The organism is Listeria sp. MAN/IMW/UF464 (assembly GCF_058683955.1).
The window spans coordinates 59,123-80,830 of record NZ_JBZWZP010000005.1 but is presented as its reverse complement, the minus strand read 5'-3'; the positions used below and the strand labels follow the sequence as shown (position 1 = coordinate 80,830).

Annotated in this window: 21 protein-coding genes, 1 tRNA gene and 1 pseudogene; 6 read left to right on the top strand and 17 right to left on the bottom strand. The window is 35.3% G+C overall.

The window, feature by feature from the left end:
* Positions 1-30: 30 nt before the first annotated feature.
* The 4 genes from AC4PG0_RS14065 to AC4PG0_RS14050 all read left to right on the top strand — a co-directional run bounded on the left by AC4PG0_RS14065 (position 31) and on the right by AC4PG0_RS14050 (position 4,019).
* The gene (locus tag AC4PG0_RS14065; protein WP_003728252.1) at positions 31-1,263 is read left to right on the top strand and encodes an aminopeptidase; all 1,233 of its coding nucleotides are present in this window, start codon (positions 31-33) and stop codon (positions 1,261-1,263) included.
* A 102-nt stretch (positions 1,264-1,365) separates the two neighbouring features.
* A complete protein-coding gene (locus AC4PG0_RS14060) occupies positions 1,366-2,625 on the top strand; it encodes an MDR family MFS transporter (RefSeq protein ID WP_492167860.1) in 1,260 nt (419 codons plus the stop codon).
* Positions 2,626-2,844: 219 nt separating this feature from the next.
* A complete protein-coding gene (gene mreBH, locus AC4PG0_RS14055; protein ID WP_010990971.1) occupies positions 2,845-3,837 on the top strand; it encodes a rod-share determining protein MreBH in 993 nt (330 codons plus the stop codon).
* Positions 3,838-3,945: 108 nt separating this feature from the next.
* Positions 3,946-4,019, top strand: a tRNA-Arg gene (locus AC4PG0_RS14050).
* Positions 4,020-4,311: 292 nt separating this feature from the next.
* Here AC4PG0_RS14050 and AC4PG0_RS14045 read toward each other — a convergent pair.
* Positions 4,312-4,836, bottom strand: a complete 525-nt coding sequence (locus tag AC4PG0_RS14045; protein WP_003767299.1) for an NAD(P)H-dependent oxidoreductase — start codon at positions 4,834-4,836, stop codon at positions 4,312-4,314.
* 121 nt (positions 4,837-4,957) lie between these two features.
* Here AC4PG0_RS14045 and AC4PG0_RS14040 point away from each other — a divergent pair, with 121 nt between their 5' ends.
* Entirely contained in the window at positions 4,958-5,290 is a 333-nt protein-coding gene (locus tag AC4PG0_RS14040; RefSeq protein WP_031649410.1) for a winged helix-turn-helix transcriptional regulator, read from the top strand.
* A gap of 404 nt (positions 5,291-5,694) precedes the next feature.
* On the opposite strand, the gene AC4PG0_RS14035 is transcribed toward AC4PG0_RS14040, so the two are convergent.
* The 6 genes and pseudogenes from AC4PG0_RS14035 to AC4PG0_RS14010 all read right to left on the bottom strand — a co-directional run bounded on the left by AC4PG0_RS14035 (position 5,695) and on the right by AC4PG0_RS14010 (position 10,736).
* Positions 5,695-6,252, bottom strand: a complete 558-nt coding sequence (locus tag AC4PG0_RS14035; RefSeq protein ID WP_003767303.1) for an NAD(P)H-dependent oxidoreductase — start codon at positions 6,250-6,252, stop codon at positions 5,695-5,697.
* A 1-nt stretch (position 6,253) separates the two neighbouring features.
* Positions 6,254-6,682 (bottom strand): MerR family transcriptional regulator, encoded by a 429-nt coding sequence (locus tag AC4PG0_RS14030; protein ID WP_003767305.1) that lies wholly within the window; start codon positions 6,680-6,682, stop codon positions 6,254-6,256.
* A 188-nt stretch (positions 6,683-6,870) separates the two neighbouring features.
* Positions 6,871-9,126: an ATP-binding cassette domain-containing protein gene (locus AC4PG0_RS14025; RefSeq protein ID WP_492167859.1), complete on the bottom strand. Its 2,256-nt coding sequence runs from the start codon at positions 9,124-9,126 to the stop codon at positions 6,871-6,873.
* Positions 9,119-9,550, bottom strand: a complete 432-nt coding sequence (locus tag AC4PG0_RS14020; RefSeq protein WP_031649413.1) for a MarR family transcriptional regulator — start codon at positions 9,548-9,550, stop codon at positions 9,119-9,121. Before AC4PG0_RS14020 ends, AC4PG0_RS14025 begins: the two co-directional genes overlap by 8 nt.
* A gap of 203 nt (positions 9,551-9,753) precedes the next feature.
* A pseudogene (locus tag AC4PG0_RS14015) lies at positions 9,754-10,032 on the bottom strand (hypothetical protein); the annotation flags it as partial.
* Positions 10,033-10,067: 35 nt separating this feature from the next.
* Positions 10,068-10,736: a class I SAM-dependent methyltransferase gene (locus AC4PG0_RS14010; RefSeq protein ID WP_492167867.1), complete on the bottom strand. Its 669-nt coding sequence runs from the start codon at positions 10,734-10,736 to the stop codon at positions 10,068-10,070.
* A gap of 184 nt (positions 10,737-10,920) precedes the next feature.
* On the opposite strand from AC4PG0_RS14010, the gene AC4PG0_RS14005 reads away from it, so the two are divergent.
* On the top strand, positions 10,921-11,505 hold the full coding sequence (locus tag AC4PG0_RS14005) for a TetR/AcrR family transcriptional regulator (RefSeq protein ID WP_492167858.1): 585 nt from the start codon (positions 10,921-10,923) through the stop codon (positions 11,503-11,505).
* A 91-nt stretch (positions 11,506-11,596) separates the two neighbouring features.
* Here the strand turns inward: AC4PG0_RS14005 and AC4PG0_RS14000 are convergent, their stop codons facing one another.
* From AC4PG0_RS14000 to AC4PG0_RS13955, 10 genes are all read right to left on the bottom strand, one after another.
* Positions 11,597-12,685, bottom strand: coding sequence for a DUF871 domain-containing protein (locus AC4PG0_RS14000; RefSeq protein ID WP_003768999.1), 1,089 nt, complete (start codon positions 12,683-12,685; stop codon positions 11,597-11,599).
* Positions 12,686-12,706: 21 nt separating this feature from the next.
* Positions 12,707-13,009: a PTS sugar transporter subunit IIA gene (locus AC4PG0_RS13995; protein WP_003722196.1), complete on the bottom strand. Its 303-nt coding sequence runs from the start codon at positions 13,007-13,009 to the stop codon at positions 12,707-12,709.
* Between the two features lie 68 nt (positions 13,010-13,077).
* Positions 13,078-13,386: a PTS sugar transporter subunit IIB gene (locus AC4PG0_RS13990; RefSeq protein WP_003762761.1), complete on the bottom strand. Its 309-nt coding sequence runs from the start codon at positions 13,384-13,386 to the stop codon at positions 13,078-13,080.
* Positions 13,387-13,543: 157 nt separating this feature from the next.
* Positions 13,544-16,222: a sigma-54-dependent transcriptional regulator gene (locus AC4PG0_RS13985; protein ID WP_185513307.1), complete on the bottom strand. Its 2,679-nt coding sequence runs from the start codon at positions 16,220-16,222 to the stop codon at positions 13,544-13,546.
* Between the two features lie 134 nt (positions 16,223-16,356).
* On the bottom strand, positions 16,357-17,685 hold the full coding sequence (locus AC4PG0_RS13980) for a DEAD/DEAH box helicase (RefSeq protein ID WP_010990977.1): 1,329 nt from the start codon (positions 17,683-17,685) through the stop codon (positions 16,357-16,359).
* Positions 17,686-17,727: 42 nt separating this feature from the next.
* Positions 17,728-18,501, bottom strand: a complete 774-nt coding sequence (locus AC4PG0_RS13975; RefSeq protein WP_492167857.1) for a hypothetical protein — start codon at positions 18,499-18,501, stop codon at positions 17,728-17,730.
* Positions 18,494-19,174: an ABC transporter ATP-binding protein gene (locus tag AC4PG0_RS13970; RefSeq protein ID WP_203576203.1), complete on the bottom strand. Its 681-nt coding sequence runs from the start codon at positions 19,172-19,174 to the stop codon at positions 18,494-18,496. The genes AC4PG0_RS13975 and AC4PG0_RS13970 overlap by 8 nt, the downstream gene beginning before the upstream one ends.
* Positions 19,167-19,535: a GntR family transcriptional regulator gene (locus AC4PG0_RS13965; protein ID WP_194317801.1), complete on the bottom strand. Its 369-nt coding sequence runs from the start codon at positions 19,533-19,535 to the stop codon at positions 19,167-19,169. Before AC4PG0_RS13965 ends, AC4PG0_RS13970 begins: the two co-directional genes overlap by 8 nt.
* Positions 19,536-19,655: 120 nt before the next feature.
* Positions 19,656-20,639, bottom strand: coding sequence for a Gfo/Idh/MocA family protein (locus AC4PG0_RS13960; RefSeq protein WP_492167856.1), 984 nt, complete (start codon positions 20,637-20,639; stop codon positions 19,656-19,658).
* A 59-nt stretch (positions 20,640-20,698) separates the two neighbouring features.
* Complete coding sequence (locus tag AC4PG0_RS13955; protein ID WP_003767321.1) at positions 20,699-21,664, bottom strand: LacI family DNA-binding transcriptional regulator; 966 nt, start codon at positions 21,662-21,664, stop codon at positions 20,699-20,701.
* Positions 21,665-21,708: the final 44 nt, after the last annotated feature.

Genomic DNA, 21,708 nt, shown 5'->3' with positions numbered 1-21,708 from the left:
TATTGAATAAAAAGATTGGAGTGATTAATTATGACAGTATTTAGTGAAAAATTAGAAAAGTATGCAGAATTGATTGTAAAAGTTGGGGTAAACGTCCAACCTGAACAGAAAGTAGTAATTATGGCTCCAGTTGACGCGGCTCCACTAGTGCGCCTTATTTCCAAATATGCTTTTGAAGTAGGCGCAGAGGATGTCATTATGGATTGGCGCGATGAAGAATTAGGCGCATTACGTTACAAAAATGCTCCACTACGCGTTTTTGAAAGCGCTCCGGTTCACCGTGTTGCAGAAAAAACAGAACTTGCCAAAGAAGGCGCTTGTTTTATTTCAATCACATCTGAAGATCCAGATTTACTAAATGGCGTAGATAGCAACAAAATTGCCACTTTCCAGAAAACAATGGGTGGCGCAATGAGCGAGTTTCGTGAGTTAATGCAAGCAAATGTCGTAAGCTGGACAGTTGTTGCAGCAGCTTCACAAGGTTGGGCAGCAAAAGTATTCCCAGATCTAACACCAGCAGAACAAATGGAAACACTTTGGGAAGCTATTTTTGAAACAACTCGTATTAACACCGAAAACCCGGTAGAAACTTGGAAAAATCATGATCAAACACTTGCTGCCAAAGCAGAAAGTTTAAATGAAAAACAATTTACTTCTTTACATTATACGGCTCCTGGAACTGACCTTACAATTGGTCTTCCAAAAAACCATCTTTGGGTTGGCGCTGGTAGTAAGAACAAAAAAGGACATGAATTTATGGCCAATATGCCAACAGAAGAAGTTTTCTGTTGTGCGGATAAACTAAAAGTGGAAGGTTATGTTTCAAGCACGAAACCACTTAGTTATGCAGGAAATATTATTGATGACTTCAAAATCACTTTCGAAAAAGGTCGTATTGTTGGCGTTGAAGCTGCATCTGGCGAAGAAATTTTAAAAGATTTAATCGCAACGGATGAAGGTTCTCACTATTTAGGCGAAGTGGCTCTAGTTCCAGATCCATCCCCTATTTCCCAATCCGGCATTTTATTCTACAACACACTATTTGACGAAAATGCATCTAACCACTTAGCAATCGGTAGTGCGTATGCGTTTAATGTTAAAGGTGGCGAAGAAATGTCTCGCGAAGAATTAGAAGCTGCTGGTGTAAACAATAGTTTGACACACGTTGACTTCATGATTGGTTCTTCTGAAATGGACATTGATGGTGTAACCGAATCTGGTGAAGTTGTTCCTGTTTTCCGTAAAGGTGATTGGGCATTCTAATCCTTTTTTAAACCTTATACCTTTTGCGTAAAACCCTTGTAGCTCTTTGCTTTCAAGGGTTTTCGTTTGTTATTTTTCATAGAAGAGAGCGAGGTGCATTAGATGAAATTTAGAACTTGGGACATCAATTTAAAAGTAAGGCTTTTTGGGGAAGCACTACTCGATATTTCGTTTTGGATGGTCTTCCCCTTTTTAACAATTTATTTTTCTGAAAGTATTGGGCGTGAGCTTACAAGTTTACTACTGATTATTTCGCAAGTGTTAGCCGTTTTTACGGCATTACTTGGAGGTTACTTCGCTGATAACTTTGGTAGAAAACGGATGATGAGTATTTCTGTCATTGGTGAAGGCTTCGGTTTTCTTGTTTTTGCAATAGGTGCACTCCATGTAGTTGACTCTCCTTACTTAAGTTTTGCTGGGTTTGCCATTGCCAGTGTTTTCATGGCTTTTTATCAGCCTGCGAGTCAAGCGATGATTGCTGATGTCGTACCTCCTGAACACCGGACACATATTTATTCTGTTTTCTACATGATGATTAATATCGCAGTGGTTATCGGACCGATTCTGGGTTCTGTACTATTTTATAATTTTACGACTGAAACATTACTTGCGATTGTTTGCGCGGATTTATTATTACTCTTTTTACTACAAAAATTTGGTCATGAAACAGCACCACTTTTAGTTAATCCTGATTTGCAAAAAGAAGTTGTTCGGAAAAGTATTGGAGCTGTTTTATTGGAGCAACTTAAAAATTATAAAGTTATTTTTAAGGATAAGATTTTCTTCTTATATATTATTGCTGGCATTATTGTTTCTCAGTCGTTTATGCAACTGGATTTACTATTCCCGCTTTATATTAAAGAAGTTATCGGTGCATCTAACTTGTTCGCGTTTCATTTTACTGGGGAGCAGCTGTTTGGTGTAATTATTTCTATCAACGGGTTCTTTGTGGCAGCTTTAACAGTGGTTGTTACTCGCTGGATGAGCCATTTTAGAGAGAAATTTGTCTTTATGAATTCGTCTTTCCTTTATGCTGTTGCCATATTCTTGTTTGGTATTTCCACTGGTCCGTGGGGTGCGATTTGCGCAATTATTCTCTTTAGCTTTGCGGAATTGATGACTGTAGGTTTACAACAAACCTTTGTATCCCAATTAGCTCCGGAAGATAAGCGAGCAATGTATTTTTCGGCTGCTGGTCTCCGTTATACGCTTGGTAAAGTTATTGCCCCACTCGCGATTACGCTTTCTACTTTAATTGGCTATACTGGAACATTTACAATTATTGGTGTTTTAGCGCTCGTTAGTGGATTAATTTATTATTATATGTATTCGGAATTTGAAAAACAACGTAAAGTTTCCTAATGAAAACGACTATCTATGGATGGATAGTCGTTTTTTGATTGGATTACTTTTTTTACGATTTTTTTACGAAATGGCTAAAACACCAGCTTTATTGCGCGTTTAAATTACCTTTTGATGTCAAGCATGTTTAAATAATGCTTATAAGGTGAAAAGAGTCTATACTGTTATTTATACACCTAGAATTGACTCGTTATTTTTAATAGAAAGTTAGGTGTGAGAATGTTTGGAACAACAACTATTGGGATTGATTTAGGTACTGCGAATATTTTAGTTTACAGTAAAGAAAAAGGAATTATCTTGAATGAGCCTTCTGTGGTCGCGCTAAATACGAATGATGGTACGGTACTTGCGATTGGTCATGAAGCAAAAGAAATGATTGGTAAAACGCCAACTTCTATTTCCGCTGTGAGACCGATGAAAGATGGTGTAATTGCTGATTTTGATTTAACAAGCGGATTGTTACGCGAAATTATGCGAAGAATTTCAACTAGCGGCGTTAGAAAACCAAATGTCGTAGTTTGTACACCTACTGGAGCAACTTCTGTGGAACGTCGCGCTATTTCTGACGCGGTAAGATCCACTGGTGCTCGTTCAGTTGCTCTAATTGAAGAGCCTGTTGCTGCTGCTATCGGGGCTGATTTACCGGTTGCTGAGCCTGTTGCGAATGTTATTGTGGATATTGGCGGCGGTACGAGCGAAATTGCTATTATTTCTTATGGTGGTGTCGTTTCTAGTACTTCCGTTCGAACTGGTGGAGATCATATGGATGAAGAAATTATTCAATACATCCGCAAAAACTACAACCTTTTAATCGGCCAAGCAACTGCTGAACGGATTAAAATGGAATTAGGGTTTGCGCCAATTGAACATGTAGCTCAAACAGCAGATATTCGTGGGCGTGATTTACTCACTGGCTTACCAAAAACAATTCAAGTAAGTTCTACCGAAATACAAAGCGCTCTTGAAGAGACATTGCAACGTATTCTTGAAGCAATTCGAAATACCCTTGAAATGTGCCCTCCTGAGTTAAGTGGCGATATTGTTGATCGTGGTATTATTTTAAGTGGCGGCGGATCTCTTCTCCAAGGTTTTCGTGACTGGCTGGTGCAAGAAATTGATGTTCCTGTACATATGGCTCCAAGTCCGCTTGAATCTGTCGCAATTGGTACTGGCAGATCACTTGCTTTTGTAGATAAATTAGCTAAAATTTGATATTTTATAAGCATTTGAAAAGGCATTCTATACGCTTTTTCAAATGCTTATTTATCTTGCTCTTCATGTTTATTTCTGGTAAACTTATTTCTGTTGTTTGCATTTCGAGTCCCCGTAGCTCAGCAGGATAGAGCAATTGCCTCCTAAGCAATAGGTCGCACGTTCAAATCGTGTCGGGGACGTAAAAAACTATGCTGAAAACCCTTTCTAATAAGGGTTTTCAGCTTTTTATATATTTGCCTGATTTTCTTTTATTTTTCTCATTTTGCTCACAAATAATGTTAGAAAGACTTAGCATACCTTGAAGTGGTTGACGGTTTTATTTGTTAGACATAACTTACATGAAAGCTTTAAAGAAGTTGTTACAGTTAGATAAAATTTTCACTAAATTTTGTTCTTATTCGTAATTTGAATCGTAAAATTCTTCATATCTAGTCACTTTTATTTACTAATAACTCCTCCTATATAACAGGGCTACATATTTCGTAGGAACTTCAACATACCTGGGATACTATCATCTATTCTAATCGCTGTTGATTCATACTCCGCACTATAAAACGCATAGAAACCTTTGTAATCTGCTTCCATATATTTAAATGTAATCTCAAAAGGTAGGAGCACTTCTTCAAGAGTATGCTTATATCTACCATCTTTACTATAGCTACTCTCTTTGATTCCCGCCGTAACAATTAAACCAACTTTACGCTGTTTCATTTTATTATTTTTTCCATATGCCCATCCTTCTAAAAAGACTTCATCTAACCATTTTTTCATTAAAGGTGGAGCATTAAACCAGTATACAGGAAACTGAAGAATTAATTTATCATATTTTTCAATCAATTCTTGTTCTTTGGGAACATCAAAACTATCCGCATTATTGTTTTCGTAAAGATTATGAATATCAAATTCCTCTGGATATTTTTGCAACGCTTTAATCCAGCTTAAGTTCACTTTTGAATCTTTTAAATTAGGGTGTGCTACTACTATTAATGTTTTCATATTTTCCTCCGATATACTCTAAAATTTGTAGATATTTACTACTCTGTAATTATATGATATATTATCCATGTTGAGTAGTACGCAAATAAAAGTTAGATACTATACAAAAGGAGAGTGTTAAATGATTCAAGGATGCAGTCAAACTAATGAAAACATTGAAAATACAGGGTTTGGTTATACACTATCTGTGATTGGTGGCAAACATAAGATTATAATTTTGTTTTGGTTATTTGAAAAAAAAGTCCTACGCTATAATGAACTCAAGAGATATATAGGAAAAATCTCATTTAAATCACTTACTAATGCATTAAAAGAATTAGAATCCAATGAAATAATTATACGTAAGGAATATCCCCAAGTCCCACCTAAAGTTGAATACAGTTTATCAAAGAAAGGTGAGACTTTAATTCCCATTTTAGAGTGTATATGCGATTGGGGCGAAATAAATCGCTGATAGGATAAAAAAATTATAAAGAGTATTGGAAGCAGTATAATTTTTAAGGGAAACTTAAATAAAAAGTAGCAGAGTTCATTTAAAAGTCTTACAATTGAAATCCCTTTTGATAGTGACTCATGTATTGACCATTAGACATATACTTGTTACTATCCAAATAAAAAGCCGATAAACATGAAGTATTTTAAAACTTCATATTTGTCGGCTTTATTTCTTAGTATTAGACTCTTTTATGATTGGGATTTCTCCACTTTTATAAAACTTTCTTTTTGCTTTTTGGATTATAAAAAGTAAAAATTTGAAGCAAACTTTCCACTCTAGTTCTATTTCATATGTTACTCTTAAAAACGAGATATAGTATCTATTTAGTTGCATTCATATTTTCTAAGAGCACAAATACCGGATTAAACGAGCTTTGTTTCTACATAATCAAGAAATTTAATCCTTTTATCTTGTGTAGTTTTTGTAATGTTCCCTTGATGAATCCACCTAACCTTTTTTAATCCAATATCTTTGAATACGCGCTTACTCAAAACTCTCATGGGGTTCCCAGCAAAATATTTAATATACCATTTAGGTGCTTCTGAAGTTGTTATAATCAGTGTTTCTTTTATGTTTGTCAACTCTCCAATTAAACGACCTTTCTCTTCCTTGTAGGCAAATCCTTTTAACATGACTTTATCCAAAAATCCTTTATATAAAGCAGGGAGCCCATACCACCAAATAGGAGTTATTATTATAAGCTTTTCCGTCATTTTTAAAATATCCTGATATTTTTCCACGAGAGGATCTGCATATTGTCCTCTAGAAAATCCTGCTAAATCATCCGATAACATTGCAGGATTAAAATTATCCTCTACCAAATTTATTATAGTTGCATTTGTTTTGTTTTTAACTTTTTCTAAAATTGCATAATTAAAACTTTTAGGATATGGGTGTCCAATAATAATTGTAGTTTTCATTTCACTTCTCCTTAATTGTATTATTGTAAATTTTACTAACTTGTTCTTCTAGCTCAAGTTTACTTTCTACTGTAGTTTTTGCAGTAGCTATTGGTTTCATCAAATCTAGTAACTCTACAACTTTTTTATAATTCTCGATTTTTGCTAGCATTTCACTTTTTTTCTTCAAAATCATCTGATTGGTTTGGTCAACACAATCATCTTCTAATACTAACTCATTATTTAATGATAGTAACTCTTTGATTTCCTTAATAGAAAACCCAGAATATTTCATCACGAGAATAAGTTTTATTTTTTCCTCATCATCTTCTCCATATTCACGATAACTATTCTCACTTCTTTTAACATCAAGTAAGCCGTTTTTTTCGTAATATCTGATAGTTGAAATAGGTATTTCCAACTTATCTGCAACTGTTTTAATTGTAACCATGAGTACTATTCACCTCCTGAATATAGATTAACATTGAACCATAGTTTAATGTCAACACTTGATTTATTTCATAAAAAAACTATATGAAAAAATTTTAAAAAAAGAAGATGTAAAGAAAAGAGGCATTTTCCTTACACCTTACATTAAAATCCCATACTCAAAAAAACTATTAAGACATAAGAGTCAATTTATTTATTATCTTTTATATAACTTTGTAAATGTTTTGCTGTTAATGAATCTTTTATTTTTAATAAATCGATTGGATACCCTTCAAATATTACTTTTCCTCCTAAATTTCCTCCACGTAGTCCCATATCAATAATCCACTGAGCATTACTAATAATTTTAAGATTGTGTTCTAAAACAATCAATGTTTTATTTTTTTTCAAAAGTTTATTAAACAAAAGAAGTAACTTATCAATATCAATTTCATGTAGCCCTGTTGATGGTTCATCTAATATTAATAAATTAGAACTATCTTGGTGAATTACCTTAGCTATCTTTAATCGTTGAAGTTCTCCTCCAGAATACGTATCCAAAGACTGACCGAGTTTGATATAACCCAAATTAACATCAATGAGATCCTGCATAGCTTTCTTTAATAAGTTATCTTCAAATAGAGTTATTGCTTTATTAACTGGCAATTGTAGAACATCGTAAATCGTCAAGCCATACTTTTGAACAGAAAGAGCCTCACTATTAAATCTTTTTCCATGACATTCCTCACAAATTTGTTCCACATCTCCCATATAGGCTAAGTCGAGTTTGATATACCCTTTCCCTTTGCAGCTAGGGCATGCACCTTTGCCATTATAGCTAAACAGGGATATGCTTTTACCTGAATGATGAGCAAATATACTTCGAACTCTATCAAATACATTAAGATAGGTAAGGGCGTTAGAACGAATACTGCCTCTTATCTGACTCTGATCTAAGATACTTGCTTCAGGATATTTACTTTTAAAAAGGTACCGAATCAAAGTACTCTTACCAGAACCTGCTACTCCGGTTACAACGGTTAATGATTGCTTCGGTATCCTTACCGAGGCCTTAGTGACATTGTGTAAACTGACATTCTCTAGCAAATAATGACTAGAGAATTTTTTCCTTTCTGTATTGATATTTACCTTGTCGGATAACACCCTCCCAGTAACTGTATTTGATTTCAATAATTCTTCATAAGTTCCTTCAAAGGTGATATTTCCACCTCGATCACCCGCACCTTGACCTATCTCAATTACGCGGTCTGCAATTTTTATGATATCTGGATCATGATCAACTAGCACTACCGTGTTTCCCTTGTTTTTTAGTCCCTTAATTATTTTTGAGATTCCATGAATATCTTCTGGATGGAGCCCAATGCTAGGTTCATCAAAAATATATAGAACATCACTAAGGGCACTATTCAGATGTTTGGTCATTTTTATTCTCTGAGATTCTCCTCCAGAAAGTGTTGAAGTCGGTCGATTGAGAGATAAATAGCCTAAGCCAACATCCTCCAAACTTTTTAGTTTTTTAATTAAATCCTCCAAAATTATCTGAACGATAGGAGATTGAATTTTTTTAATGAATACTATTAATTCAGAAACAGGCATCGTTACACAATCTGCTATAGATTTTTCATTAATCTTTGCAGAACGAACTATTTTATTCACTCTAGTTCCTTGACAACTTGGACATTCATTAACTTCTAAAATTTGATTTAATTGCGTACTATATTTATCATTATCTTTTTCAACGAAGTTTTTTGTGATTCTTGAAATAACTCCAATATAAGTTGCAGTCTTTGGCCATTTTTCTGTAGGAGTAATTGGGGGGCTTCCATGATTGTTTAATAGAAGATCCAATTCTGGTTTACTGTAGTCTTTAATTTTTTTATCATTATCAAAATTACCTGATTCTGTATACCTAGTCAGTCGCCAACCACCTGGTTGAAAAGTAGGAAAATCAATTGCTCCATCATTTAAAGACTTATCAAAATCAATCAGTTTGGATATATCAATCTGTTTAATCTCACCTAATCCCTTGCATGTCTCACACATTCCTTGAGGATTATTAAACGAGTATGTCATAGAATATCCAATAAAAGGGGTGGCAATTCTTGAAAACAAGAGTCTTAAGCTTGAATAAATATCTGTTACAGTACCTACTGTTGAGCGAGCGTTCCCACCTATTTTTTTTTGGTTAATTACAATAGAAACTGGTAAATTTTCTATTTTATCGACGATTGGTTGAGGATAATGTGGGAGTAGCTGTTGAATATAGCTGGAATATGTTTCATTTAATAACCTTTGAGATTCAGCAGCTAGAGTATCAAAAACTAAGGAAGACTTACCTGAACCTGAAACACCAGTTACGACACTGATTTGATATTTAGGAAGTTTAAGAGAAATATTTTTTAAATTATTTGTTTTGGCTCCTTCTATTGAAATAAACCTATTCATAATCTCTCAACCTCTCTAATTTAAGCGCATTCAAATATTTTTCCGCTAGGGATTTAAATTGCTCTTTTTCCTCCGTTTCAAAAACTGTATTTGCAACTTGTAAAAGATGAGCGTGTCCACTATCAATTTGAGCTAGTAATTGGTGTCCGTCTTTTGCTAGAAAAGTTAGTAACTCCCGACCATCTTTATCATTTGGCTTCTGTTTAATATAGTTCATTATTTTTAATTCTTTTAATGCCTTTGATAGTTTTGTTCTGCTAGTTCCAAGTAAAATACTGATTTTAGAGGGAAGCATCTCGGACTCTGAATTAAGAAGATTTAAGATATCGTATTGAAGCCAACTAATGGTTTTCGGATTATTTCTAGTCCTTTCTGCGACCAATTCACACTGTAAATCTCTTAGTACATTTTCTAACTGGATCATTTATTTGTCCTCCTCGATATAGTTTCTATATAGAAACTATATCAAAAAAGCAATTAAATACCAAGCGTTAATAGTTAAACAGATATAACTTGTCCATCCTAGGGATTAGTTCGTAGTTTGATTCCTTATATCTGTATCCCCAAAAGCCAAAATCCTTGATTTAACAAGTATTTTGGCTTTTTTACAATCATTATTTTGAAACTTTACTCATCATAAAAATCTAAATCATTTTTCTTTGCTGAAAATTTTAAAGCATATTCAGCATCATCCAAAAATGGTCTGGAAGCAATTTTTACTCTAGTATAATCACAACTATTATTTCTTAGAGCTGATTTAATTACTTTGATACCTATTTCTTCAACAACAACGACACAAAATATATTTAAAGCAAATTGCTTGTTGGGATTCGCAGTTTGTCCTATGTCAAAACCATCTACAATTCCTAAACCTTTCCAACCCAAATCGTCATTTAAAACATCTGTATAAAATAAATTTCAAAAGATATTATAACTCGCAATTATTTTCTGATTGTATACAAAACCCATTTTCCCTTTTCTTTCTCCACTACTTCTCTAAAGCCAATTTCTTTCAAGAGTAATGTTAGTGTGGCAGTTGTTTTATATTCGTCCATATGATAATCAATTTTGTCTTTTTCGGACGATACTATTAAAACACCGTCTTGTGACATTACCCGATAGATTTCTTCAAATCCTTTTTGGGGATTATCCCAGTACATATGCGTTTGGATGGCATAAACTATATTAAAAAAATCCGCCGGGTAATTCATCAACGCGACATCTTGTATTGATAGTTTTACTTTTCCATTATTTATTGCTTTTTTATTCAAATTTGTAGCTGTTTTATAAGATTCTTCAGAAATATCCACTCCGTAAATAGTCCAATTTTTATTTAGTTCAGCTAGGTTTTTAACATTGGAGCCCCCGCCATAACCAATATCTAATACATGAGTAACATCGCTTAGTTCAGTATTACTAATTGTCCACTTACTCAAATCTTCAAAATAGGATGACCATATTTTCGTAGTGATTTCACCAATTATCCCACGCGGATTCGCCGCTTGTTCACTTAAATAATTAATTAAAGGTTTATATAAAATAAAACTCAAACCGATGACACCTCCCAAAATGATTAGGGTTATTTTCTTTCTTTTTGTTATTTTTATCATAATTAAAGTCCTTTCACGGCTCTTTTGTTTTGAAATAATTGCAATCATATTTCAAAACCATTGTATAATAATCCCACCTTACAAGTCAATAACTTTTGAAATTTACTGTTTCATATTTCAAATTAAACGCTTTTATGTTATATTATTACTAATGATAAGATTAGCTTAGGGAAGTGTTTAGGACATGAATAATTATGAAAAAAGAACACTAAAAAAGAAGACTGCAATTATTCAGGCAGCCCTTTCTTTATTTGGAAAACAAGGTTTTTCTGATGTAAGTATTAAAGATATTGCAAGTCTCGCAGATGTTTCGCAAGTGTCTATTTATAATTACTTTGGAAGTAAAGAAGCGCTTGTTGGTGAATGTGCTCGCATTATTATGCAAGATACCATTACTTTAGCGGAAGAGATTTTAGCATCAGAAGGGACATTTACGCAAAAATTAGAGCGGGCTCTCCAGCTCTGTAATGCAGAAATAAATCTGTCTTTAAGTAAATTTATATCGCAAGAAGCGAGTAAAGACGCGCAATTTATCACGCTGTTAGTGAATAATATTAATGCACTTAAAAATGAGATTTATATGAAATATATCGCTATCGGCAAGCAAGAAAAAATTATTGATAGCCGTCTTTCGGATCAATCTATTCAACTTTTTATTGAAGCAATTAATGGTTTAGGTTTCACAGTCCCAGAGGAAGAACTTGAGGAGAAACAAGCGGAGATAGTGCAGTTGTTTTTGTATGGGTTGATTGGGAAATGTAACGAATAAATCAAGCAACGTATTAATTTTCGACAAAATAAAACGTCTGCAATCCATTTTTCAATGTTGATTGCAGACGTTTTTTAACTTATAATTTTTATTATTTCTTCTTCTCAACCAATCTAAAATGTTGCCATGGTAGAATGGTATCAAGTAAATAACGCTCTTCTGGAACAATTCGAGCAACGATATTGGTGTTGCCGGAGTTTTCCATTTCTTGAAGTGCTACTTGCATTTCGCCTTTGTAGCGTTCGTAGCCGTCGTTGTCGATTGTTACATCGCCTTTTGCAATGGTATTTGTGTCATGTGCTGGGAAATCGTATTGTTTGAAATTAACACGCGTCATTGTCGAGCGTAAAACGTACTCGGAAGCATCGCCACGGTTGAAATGTTTTTGTGTTAAGACAATTTCTTTTTCGACATCTGTTGCACCATCTAAAAATTCAACAGCGAGTTGTAATTCATTGCGGTTTAATTCGCTTAAAGCGCGTAATTCGTCTTCTGAAGCAAACATATTACCTACAATGACATCATCAATCAAACCAGTGTTCCAAAGATCTTTTGCTTGAACAGTAATGTCTACTCCGCGATGTTCTTCCATTGTTGGAAGTCCGCCGTCCACAACAAACCAAGGACCAAATTCGCCACTGTTAGAAGAAACAAAAGCAGCTGTACGTAGGTTTAAGTCTTTGAATTGTTTACTTGTACGTAAGAAATGTTCTCTGGAAAGACCAGTATATTTTCTTGGGTAGAAGTTGTGACACCCAATGATATTTCCTACGTTTGCTTGGTAAGATAAAATATTTTCAACGTAACGAGTACCATTACTAATGTTTAATTCAATTTTCAAGTCAGTATCATCAAACGACATTGCGGCTTCTTCTGAACCGGAGAATCCTAAATCAAGACGAAGGCCAGCTAGTCCAAGCTCTTTGAAACGATCTAATTCTTTGTAAGTGATATTTAACGATTCAAATACAGTCGGATCAACATCAGCAATAACATCAAATCCTAGTTCTTTAGCGCGTTTGCAAATTGTTTCTAATTTAGCAAACTCCGCTTCGTCATTAGCAGAAATTAAACATGTGAAAATACGGCTAAAACCATATTTTGCAGCTGTTTCAATATATTCTAATGATTCTTCAAGCGCTACGTGTTGCGGAAATACGGATATTCCTAATTTTCTCATTTAAATCATCCCTTCAAAAGCTTATTTAGAACGGTATAAATCAACAATTTCTTTTGCTAAATCTTTAAAAGTAATAGCATTCATTAAGTGGTCTTGTGCGTGTACTAACAGTAAAGAAACTTCAGCTTTTTCGCCGCGCGCTTCTCCTTGAATTAATGAAGTTTGTGAATGATGCGCTTCAAGTAGTGCCGCTTCTGCATTTTTGATTTGCTCATCTGCAACGTCAAAATCCCCTTTTTTTGCCGCTTCGATAGCTAACATTGCGTCACTCTTGGCGTTACCCCCGTGTACGATTAATTGCATAATTGTTTGTTCTAATTCCATTGTTTACACATCCTTTTCATTTATCAAAACTGTGTCTTTTTCCTCTTCAAGCAGTATCGAACTCGAGGTTATTTATTAATCATTGCTAGTGCATCATTTAGCACTTTTTCGCCGTCCATTGTTCCGTAGTCAATACCATTAATGATTGAAACTGGAATACCCAGCGGATCCAGTACCCGCTTCAAATTCTTCTCTAAAAAACGAACTTGTGGAGCAAGTAAAACTACATCTACATTGCCCTTATACTTATCAAAATCAGCTTCTGCAACTGCAATTACAGTGGCATCTACATGATTATTTTCGATAGCTTCTGTCATTTTTTTTACGAGAAGACTTGTGGACATACCGGCCGAACAAACTAACATGATGTTTTTCATTTAATAAACCTCCTAGTTTGAAAAGCTGCACGTATATATAATATGCAAGATATGTGCCAACTTTTCTTCTTATAAGTTGCTACTGTACGAACTTTCCACTTACACAAGTAAAAAAGCCAAGTGTGTAAGACAATACACACTTGGCAGGTTGTTTTTTCTAGTTAACTTCCACCTGATTAGAGAGCATCATCTGAGTTAAATAAGCAATTTCTGATTGCGGGATGACGATATCATACTCAATTTCAACGTTTTCCATCATTTGTTGCGTAATCTGCATTTCAACCATATGATTTTTAGCAAATTCATTTAAATCCGGGAACTCTCTATCCACCGCGCCCAGTTTGACACGCTCGATAAGGAATGCCAAGTGGAGAATCATGCCGATGTCTACACCAGATTCAAGAATCACATTAAGTTGCAGCTGTAGTTCTGAAATCACTTTTCTTAGGAAATAAACAAGTTGCTCAGCAGAACTCACGGCTTGTAAATTTCCTTCTAATGAGGCGATTAATTTTTCATAAGGTACTTCATCGTTTAAAATTCTGGAAACAATTCCTAAACCGCCTTCTGATAGTACTTCAAGCGCGCTAAAGAATGGAATGTCGCGATATTCAAAAGCAACTGAACCCATAATTGCTAAAATATTATACTCTTCCATCAGTTGATCGATCCGCTCTCTGAAAGCTTCTTTATGCAAGAATTGTAACACGATAATTTCGATTTTCGTTTCGTCGATAATTGGTGCTACGACTTTGCGCAGTTGTTCGGCTACCCCTTCACCAGTAAAACAAGTAAAGATTACAGCATTTTTGACTGGCTTAGCTCGTAAAACATGGGCCTTATATTTATTTTCAAATAATTGCTCACAACTTTGGTAAATATCTTCTAAACCACGACCTAAAGATGCTTTTCGCATTGCTTCAAGTACAACAGGTGTACTGACCATCGTTACTGTTTTCGTGCGGATGCCGAGCTCTTCTGTAAGCATATTTCCAAATGAAGTGAGTGAACCCATATCAGAAAGTATCAACACACCTTTGACAGGATTTAATTTAACGACGGTTTGTTTTAGTTTTTCATACATCGCTTTCACTTCAACTGTTAGAGGCATATCGAGGGCAATTCCGCTTTCAATGCTTAGTAACTCTTGCACGGTTTCAACCATACTTGTTGCAGTGGACCTGCCATGCATCATGACTATTACTTCGACTTGATTTTCCTGAGAAAGTGCTGTATCTACTACTTCCTCTGTCAAAAACATTGTTAAAAATCCGATTTCATCAAAAGGAATTTCAATGCTAAGTTCTTGTTCAATTAAAGCGGATAGGTCAATTGCGACTTGGAATTCTTTTGGATATTTTTTACGAATATTATTTAAATCCGGGTGAATAATATGTTTTTGTTCACGAACACGCTCAATGGTGCTTTGTAAATGTAAGGAAAAAGCGAATTTCATTTTTTCATTATATTTACGATTTAATTTTTCTTCTGCCATTGCGTACACTTTTTCTGTTAATTCCCAAACTGCTGGCGCGATAATTTCTTTGGCTGTTTGGTGGGTTGGTAATTGGACCATATAGTCGTGGAAATATTGATCCACATCGACATAAAGTGCTTCTTCCAACTCACTTTGGTCTTTACCTTCTTTCATTAACTGGTCTGCTTTTTCTTGGATGGCATGGTAAACATCGTGCACATCTTCCACTTCCGCAGAGGCATCGCTCGTATCAACAAATTTAAAAATCGCTTTATTAACATCAATTAAGCGGTTTAATTTCTCTGGTTCATCTTTTAAATGTAGTAGTCCTTTTTGGACATGAATAGGTAAATCATCTTGTTCGATTAGAATATAATTAGCTGTTTTTGTTTTATAATGTAAAAAGGCTTTGGCACACGCTAGTTTTAAATCTCTTTGCAATTGACCAACGTTGGCACTTGCATGATAAAGTAAAAAGGCAATGAGTGCTTTTCGGTGCACGCGAATGGATTGATGTAGCCTGATTGCTTCTTGGTTTAAGAAAAACTCGACTAATTGATAACGTTCTTCTAAGTTTCTTTCAGCAAGTGATGGCAAGGTGATTGTCATCGGAATACGTCTAGTGAACGTTTCTAGTAAAAAGTTATCTGGTGATTCTGTTGTTGCACCAATGATTTGCACTTGCGCATGATGAACGTTAGCGCTTTCCCCAAGTGGTCGAAATTCGCCTTTATCAATGAAAGTGAAGAGCATTTCTTGTCCTTCTGGGGGTAAACGGTGAATTTCATCTAGAAATAAAATCCCGCCATCTGCTTTTTTTAGTAAACCTTCACGAGTTTCTTCTGCTCCCGTGTATGCTCCTTTTATAACACCAAAAATATGACCGAATAAAAGTTGCGGGTTTTGCGCATAATCGGCACAGTTAAAGGATATAAATGGCGCATCAGCTGGAATAGTTTGAGATTCTTTCGCAAATTGGTACATACATTCCGCAAAAAGGGATTTCCCTGTCCCAGTCCGACCTAAAATCAAACTATGAAGTCCATTTGGTGGATAAAGTATTGCTGCTTTTGCTTGTTGTATACTTACTTTCAAACTATCTTCCGACCCAATTAATCTTCCAAATGCGGACTCTTGGAAGCTCCCTGCTACTTCTTCTATTTTAGAAGCAGTTTTTAAAGCCTGATAAAATACTGGTTTCCCAGGAAGTTTGTCTATTCTTTTTTCTTTAAAAAGATCATTTAGATAACGACTAGCGTTTGCTCGGTCCATTTGAAGCAATTCTGCGACATCTGCAGCAGATACTTTTTCTTCTTTTCCATTTAGAAGTTGGAGGACTTCTTCTTTTCTACTAGACATCTACTCTACTCCTTTTTAAAACTCTATGTTTCCATTATACCTTTTTAAATAGCATACTCGCAACGATAAAAATTAAGTAAAAAAAAGTGCGAATGCTTTTCAATCTATCAAGAGAGAAAAACATTCGCGACAGCTTATGATTTTTTAAAATTATTTGGTTTTTTATTAAATTTATTTGGTTTGTTATTCCGTGTTGTTTTAGAGGAGTTAGTAGGTTTTTCTTTACGACTTCCCGCTCCTCCACTTGGTTTTTCGCTTCGGAAAGGTTTTTTCGTTTCATCTTTTTTGCCTTTTTGAACTTGTTTTGGAGGTCTGCTTGCTTTTTTAGCAATTTTATTTTCTGGAACCGCTCCGTCGAGAAGTTTTCCTTGATAAAAACGAACTTGTTTCCCTTTTAGATGATGGATAGTTAAATATTGTTTTAACGTTCTGATTTCACGAGGATTGGCAAAAGTAATTACTGTACCAGTTTTCCCCATCCGTCCTGTACGACCAGAGCGGTGTGTATACTCTTTTTCGCTTGCTGCTAAGTCATAATGGATGACATATGGTAAGTCTTCTATATCTAGCCCACGCGCCGCTACATCTGTCACGATTAAATAAGTTAACGTACCTTTTTTAAAGTCGTCCAAATATTTTTTGCGTTTTTCTTTACGAATTTCACCGTGAATTCCGGCTGCTTTTACTTTATCATAATGTAGTTTTTCTAATAAAATTTCCATACGTGGTTTATCTTTCACAAAAACCAAGCCGCGCATGTCTTTAATATGAGAAATTCGGCGTAAAAGAGTTGCTTTGTCGCGTGACTCCACATCCATGTATAAATGCTCTACGTTTGTTAATTCTTCTGGTTTCGCTGTTACTTCAAGCATCACTGGCGTTTTTTCTGTTTGTAAGAAAAAGGCTTCAGGATTTTCGAGTTTTGTTGCAGATACTAATGTCAATTGACGATCGCGCACAGCACTTTCAACTATTTCTAGAGTACTTTTGAAGTTCTCTTGGCGAAGTAATTGGTCACACTCATCTAAAGTAATCGTTTTAATTTCGTGCATTTTTATTTTCTTTTGTTTGATTAGTTCAAGTGCACGACCTGGAGAGGCTACAATAATTTGTGGTTTTTTCTTTAATTTTTCGATTTGCCGTTTTACATTGGCTCCTCCGATTAAAGAGATTACTGTCAGTTCATCACTTGGTAACCACGAACGGATTACTTCCGTGATTTGCATAACTAATTCATGAGATGGCGCTAAAACAAGCCATTGTGTTTTTGGAATTGCTTCTATTTTTTCAAGGGTTGGCAGTGCATAAGCGACTGTTTTCCCCGTTCCAGTTGGTGATACTGCGAGTACATCCGCGCCGTCTTTGATTGGTTGGTACATCGCACTTTGAATCTCAGTTGGCGTTTCATAACCATGTTCTTTCCATTTTTCCGCCCAAAAGCTTGGGATATTTGATTCTGTCATGACCCGACTCCTTTATTAGTTCTTCTCTGTATCATACCATGCTTACTGCAAGTCTGCACTTTTATTTAGAATTTTTGTTGCTAGAAAAATGTAAATAAGAGCCATCAAAAGATTAAAACCCATCTGGATAAAATTAAAATGAACACTTGAAAAAAGAGAATAATAAAAATGGATTTCTGAGCTACTTTTAGGTAAAAAATCTGTGCCGATAGATATTTGAATTGCATTAATCAGGACAAAGTAGATTAACGTGCCAATAAAACCAACGCGGAAACCATTGACTGGCACCATACTCAAAGCTGTTGCTAAAAAAAGGGTACAGACGAAAGAAAAAGTATTAAGTCCTATCGCTAAAAAAGTCTCAAAAATGATATTTAGTATTACTGAAAAAGACATCTCCGCGCCGCCAATTATCGCCAAGCTAATTATAATCACAATAACCCCCGCCGTTAGAATAGCTGTTTCTATTAAGACGATGATTAATTTGTTCAATAGTATTTTCCAAATAGGTGTTTCTGTTTGAAAAAACAAATAACGGTTTTCATCGTAAATTCCAGATCGAGCTGCTGCCAAAAATAAAAGTAACCAAATGAGTAACCAACTAGCACCAACAATGCCTATTAAAGCTATGAAAACACCATCGCCGGACCCAAATACAGCTCCATCTATATCTGACTCCATTACAAGCGGCTCTGATAAGCCATTTCCTAATTTAGAAAAAAGACCAATAAGTAAACAAATCAGCCAACCAACAAAAGTAGCAAAAAATATGTAACGATGCGCATTCCATTCTAATTTCCAGTGTGCTTTAAGCATGTCCAAATACCTCCCGATAGTAATCCACCACTGATTTCCCGTTTTCTTCCCGAAGTGTTTCTGTGTCTATTTGCTCGATTATTTTGCCTCGTTTCAAGAAGATAATTTCATCAAACATCATTTCCATATCTTGAATTAAGTGTGTTGTGACAACAAGTGTGGCATCTTCTTTAAGAAACGTCGCGATGCTTTTAATTAGGTCATCACGTGAAATCAAATCAATTTCTGAAAATGGCTCATCCAGCAAATAAAGGTCTACATCTCGGCATAAAATAAGTGCCAGCATTACTTTTGCAGCATTACCTTTGGATAAGTATTTGGTATTTTCTTTTACGTTGATTCCAAATGAATGAATCATTTGTTTTGCTTTTTCTTGGTCAAAATCCGGAAAAAAACTGCGATAAATTTGAAAATAATCGCGGATAACCATATTGGGTAGAAAATCTTCACTTGGCAGATAGGCGATTCTGCTGTGTTCAGCTAGGTTTATTGTCCCAGATGTTGGTTTAAGTAGACCTGACATTGCATTTAACAAAGTAGTTTTTCCCGCGCCATTAGGTCCAAGAAGGCCGATGATTTTCCCTTTTTGAAGAGAAAGGTTAATATCATTTAATGGTTTTCTTTTTCGATATTTTTTCGTTAATCCCGTAATTGTAATCAGGTTTTCATTCATGGTTGCGGCTCCTTTTTATTAGTAATTCTATTGCTGCTTGGTCATCTAAACCGATGCTCCTCGCTTCTTCCAAAAACCGTTCTGTAATTGCATCTGCTAACTCTTTTTTTAATTGGTCGAAAAGTACTTTGTCGGAAGTGACGAATGATCCCATCCCTCGTTTTGCATAAATATAGCCCGCTCGTTCTAATTCTTGATAGGCGCGACTAACGGTATTAGGATTTACTGCAAGCTTTACGCCCATTTCCCGAACAGAAGGCAACTTATCTTCACCCTTCCATTCACCTGTAATCATTTGTTTTTTCATCCAGTCAGAGATTTGACTATAGATTGGTTTATCTGCATGAAAAGTCGGATTCATTGTTACCTCCTTTTTAAACGGAACTAGTGTATTAAGTAAATAGTACACTTGAATTTCATTTATTGTCAAGCACAAAAAAACTAGGAATCAGCATGGTAGCTTTTTCCTAGTTCTTCAAAATTATTTTTCTGCGTCAAACCAAATATCGTTTTGGTGCCGTAGTTCGTTTGAAACACGTAATACTTTTAAGCTTAAATCGGCTAAGTATTCGTATGTATCTCGGTCACCTTGTTTGATAATTCTTGCAAACTCTGCTGCTTCAAATTGCATATCATTAGCAACAACTGGGCCAGCCAGCTTTGTTTCTTCTTTTGTCGCATTATCATAAAAAGTAATTTTTTCAATTCCTGTCAGCGGATCGACAATTAGTGTTCCTTTTTGACCGTAGATTTCACTTGGTAAGAAGGATTGTGAATTTTTTCCTTGAATGATAGTGATATTGAAGGATGGATATTCAAGAATGATTGGTCCAAGTCCGTCTACACCAGTTGGTAATTTCGTTGCAAAATAAGTTGCTTTAATGGGTTCACCGAATAGTGTAATCGCTGAATATAATGGATAGACACCTAAGTCAACGATTGATCCGCCAGAGAATTTCAACGAGAAAATATTTGGTTCTTCTCCGTTTAAAACTTGATCGTATCTGGAAGAATATTTCATATAAGCAAGTGTTGCGCCGTGAATTGTGCCAACTTTTTCGATATTTTCTTGTAATCGTTTGAAGTTTGGTTCTTGAATGTGGCGTGCTGCTTCAAATAAAAAGACATTATTTTCACGAGCAATTTGGTGCGCATGCTCTAATTCTGCTACGGTAGAAAAAATCGGTTTTTCTACAATAACATGCTTTTTATTTTTCAGTAAGCTCACTGCATGCTGATAATGAAGCGCATTGGGAGAAGCAATGTAGACAGCATCAAGCGCATCTGATTTCCCCATTTCTTCAATATCTGTGAAATAAGTCAACTCGCCGTATTTTTCTCCAAATGCGCGTGCTTTTTCTTCTGTTCTTGAATAAACAGCAGTTAAATTCCATTCGCCTGAATTAATCGCGCCTTCAATAAAAGAATCAGTAATCCAGTTCGTTCCCATAATTCCTAGTTTCATTAGCCAACAGCTCCTTTAATTTTATCTTAAGTATACCTTAAAATAAGGAAAAAAGCGTACTAACTGTTTGAAACAGATGGACCACTGATTCTAGTTGTATAGATTATTTCATTTTCAGCTTTTTCACCCTCGAGAAGTTCGACAAGTTTATCCGCAGCCACTGCTCCCCATTTGTACTTCGAGTATTCGATAGTAGCTAGGCGCGGCACTAAATATTCGCTAATATCCGTATTATCAAAGCCAATAATTCGGACGTCTTTGCCAATTTCTAAATCCGTCCCCGCAAAATAACGATACATCCCAATTGCCATATTATCATTTAAAGCAAAGACGGAAACAGGTGCTTTCCAGTTTTCGGCAATAATTGCGGCTGCTTTTTCGCCACTCTCTTCGGAAAAATCGCCTTCAATAATATGCACTTTTTTATCATTCGAACGAGCCAGTTCTTGCTTTGCTGTTTCTAGGCGAACCCTTGCATCATAAGAATCTTCTGGACCTGTAATTACATAAAAGTCTCCTTTGAAATTAGTAGATAAATAATCAATCGCAAGTGTTGCACCACCCTTATTATCTAGCAAGACTTGGCACACATTCTCATGAGTAAGTTCGCGGTCAAGCACAACTAATTTATGACCACGATTTGCATAATTAATGATTTCACTCGACGGGAAATTCGCATCTAAAATAATAGCGCCATCAATCATTTTCTCGGGTAAAAATCGGTGTGTTTTCGTACCACTGCAAGCAATTAGTTCATATCCATGTTTGTATAGCGTTTTCGTTAAACCTTCAAGTAAAGTCCCGTAAAAAATCCCGCCGTAATTCGTTAAATAGACGCCGATAATTTTTGTTTCTCTTGTTTTTAACGTTCGTGCTGCCATATTGGGAATATAATTCAATTCATTTGCGATGGTCATAATTCGTTTTCGCGTTTTTTCTGTTACTTTCGGGCTGCCATTAAGCGCGTAGGATACTGTTGAAATGGAAACCCCTGCCTTTTTCGCGATATCTTTAATTCCTACCACGTGAATCGCATCCTTTTCTGTTTTCTTTTATTATACACAAAACA

Bases quoted from the DNA above. Each gene is read 5' to 3' on its own strand.
- AC4PG0_RS14065 (WP_003728252.1), top strand. From the start codon at position 31: ATGACAGTATTTAGTGAAAAATTAGAAAAGTATGCAGAATTGATTGTA.
- AC4PG0_RS14060 (WP_492167860.1), top strand. From the start codon at position 1,366: ATGAAATTTAGAACTTGGGACATCAATTTAAAAGTAAGGCTTTTTGGG.
- mreBH (WP_010990971.1), top strand. From the start codon at position 2,845: ATGTTTGGAACAACAACTATTGGGATTGATTTAGGTACTGCGAATATT.
- AC4PG0_RS14045 (WP_003767299.1), bottom strand. From the start codon at position 4,836: ATGAAAACATTAATAGTAGTAGCACACCCTAATTTAAAAGATTCAAAA.
- AC4PG0_RS14040 (WP_031649410.1), top strand. From the start codon at position 4,958: ATGATTCAAGGATGCAGTCAAACTAATGAAAACATTGAAAATACAGGG.
- AC4PG0_RS14035 (WP_003767303.1), bottom strand. From the start codon at position 6,252: ATGAAAACTACAATTATTATTGGACACCCATATCCTAAAAGTTTTAAT.
- AC4PG0_RS14030 (WP_003767305.1), bottom strand. From the start codon at position 6,682: ATGGTTACAATTAAAACAGTTGCAGATAAGTTGGAAATACCTATTTCA.
- AC4PG0_RS14025 (WP_492167859.1), bottom strand. From the start codon at position 9,126: ATGAATAGGTTTATTTCAATAGAAGGAGCCAAAACAAATAATTTAAAA.
- AC4PG0_RS14020 (WP_031649413.1), bottom strand. From the start codon at position 9,550: ATGATCCAGTTAGAAAATGTACTAAGAGATTTACAGTGTGAATTGGTC.
- AC4PG0_RS14010 (WP_492167867.1), bottom strand. From the start codon at position 10,736: ATGATAAAAATAACAAAAAGAAAGAAAATAACCCTAATCATTTTGGGA.
- AC4PG0_RS14005 (WP_492167858.1), top strand. From the start codon at position 10,921: ATGAATAATTATGAAAAAAGAACACTAAAAAAGAAGACTGCAATTATT.
- AC4PG0_RS14000 (WP_003768999.1), bottom strand. From the start codon at position 12,685: ATGAGAAAATTAGGAATATCCGTATTTCCGCAACACGTAGCGCTTGAA.
- AC4PG0_RS13995 (WP_003722196.1), bottom strand. From the start codon at position 13,009: ATGGAATTAGAACAAACAATTATGCAATTAATCGTACACGGGGGTAAC.
- AC4PG0_RS13990 (WP_003762761.1), bottom strand. From the start codon at position 13,386: ATGAAAAACATCATGTTAGTTTGTTCGGCCGGTATGTCCACAAGTCTT.
- AC4PG0_RS13985 (WP_185513307.1), bottom strand. From the start codon at position 16,222: ATGTCTAGTAGAAAAGAAGAAGTCCTCCAACTTCTAAATGGAAAAGAA.
- AC4PG0_RS13980 (WP_010990977.1), bottom strand. From the start codon at position 17,685: ATGACAGAATCAAATATCCCAAGCTTTTGGGCGGAAAAATGGAAAGAA.
- AC4PG0_RS13975 (WP_492167857.1), bottom strand. From the start codon at position 18,501: ATGCTTAAAGCACACTGGAAATTAGAATGGAATGCGCATCGTTACATA.
- AC4PG0_RS13970 (WP_203576203.1), bottom strand. From the start codon at position 19,174: ATGAATGAAAACCTGATTACAATTACGGGATTAACGAAAAAATATCGA.
- AC4PG0_RS13965 (WP_194317801.1), bottom strand. From the start codon at position 19,535: ATGAATCCGACTTTTCATGCAGATAAACCAATCTATAGTCAAATCTCT.
- AC4PG0_RS13960 (WP_492167856.1), bottom strand. From the start codon at position 20,639: ATGAAACTAGGAATTATGGGAACGAACTGGATTACTGATTCTTTTATT.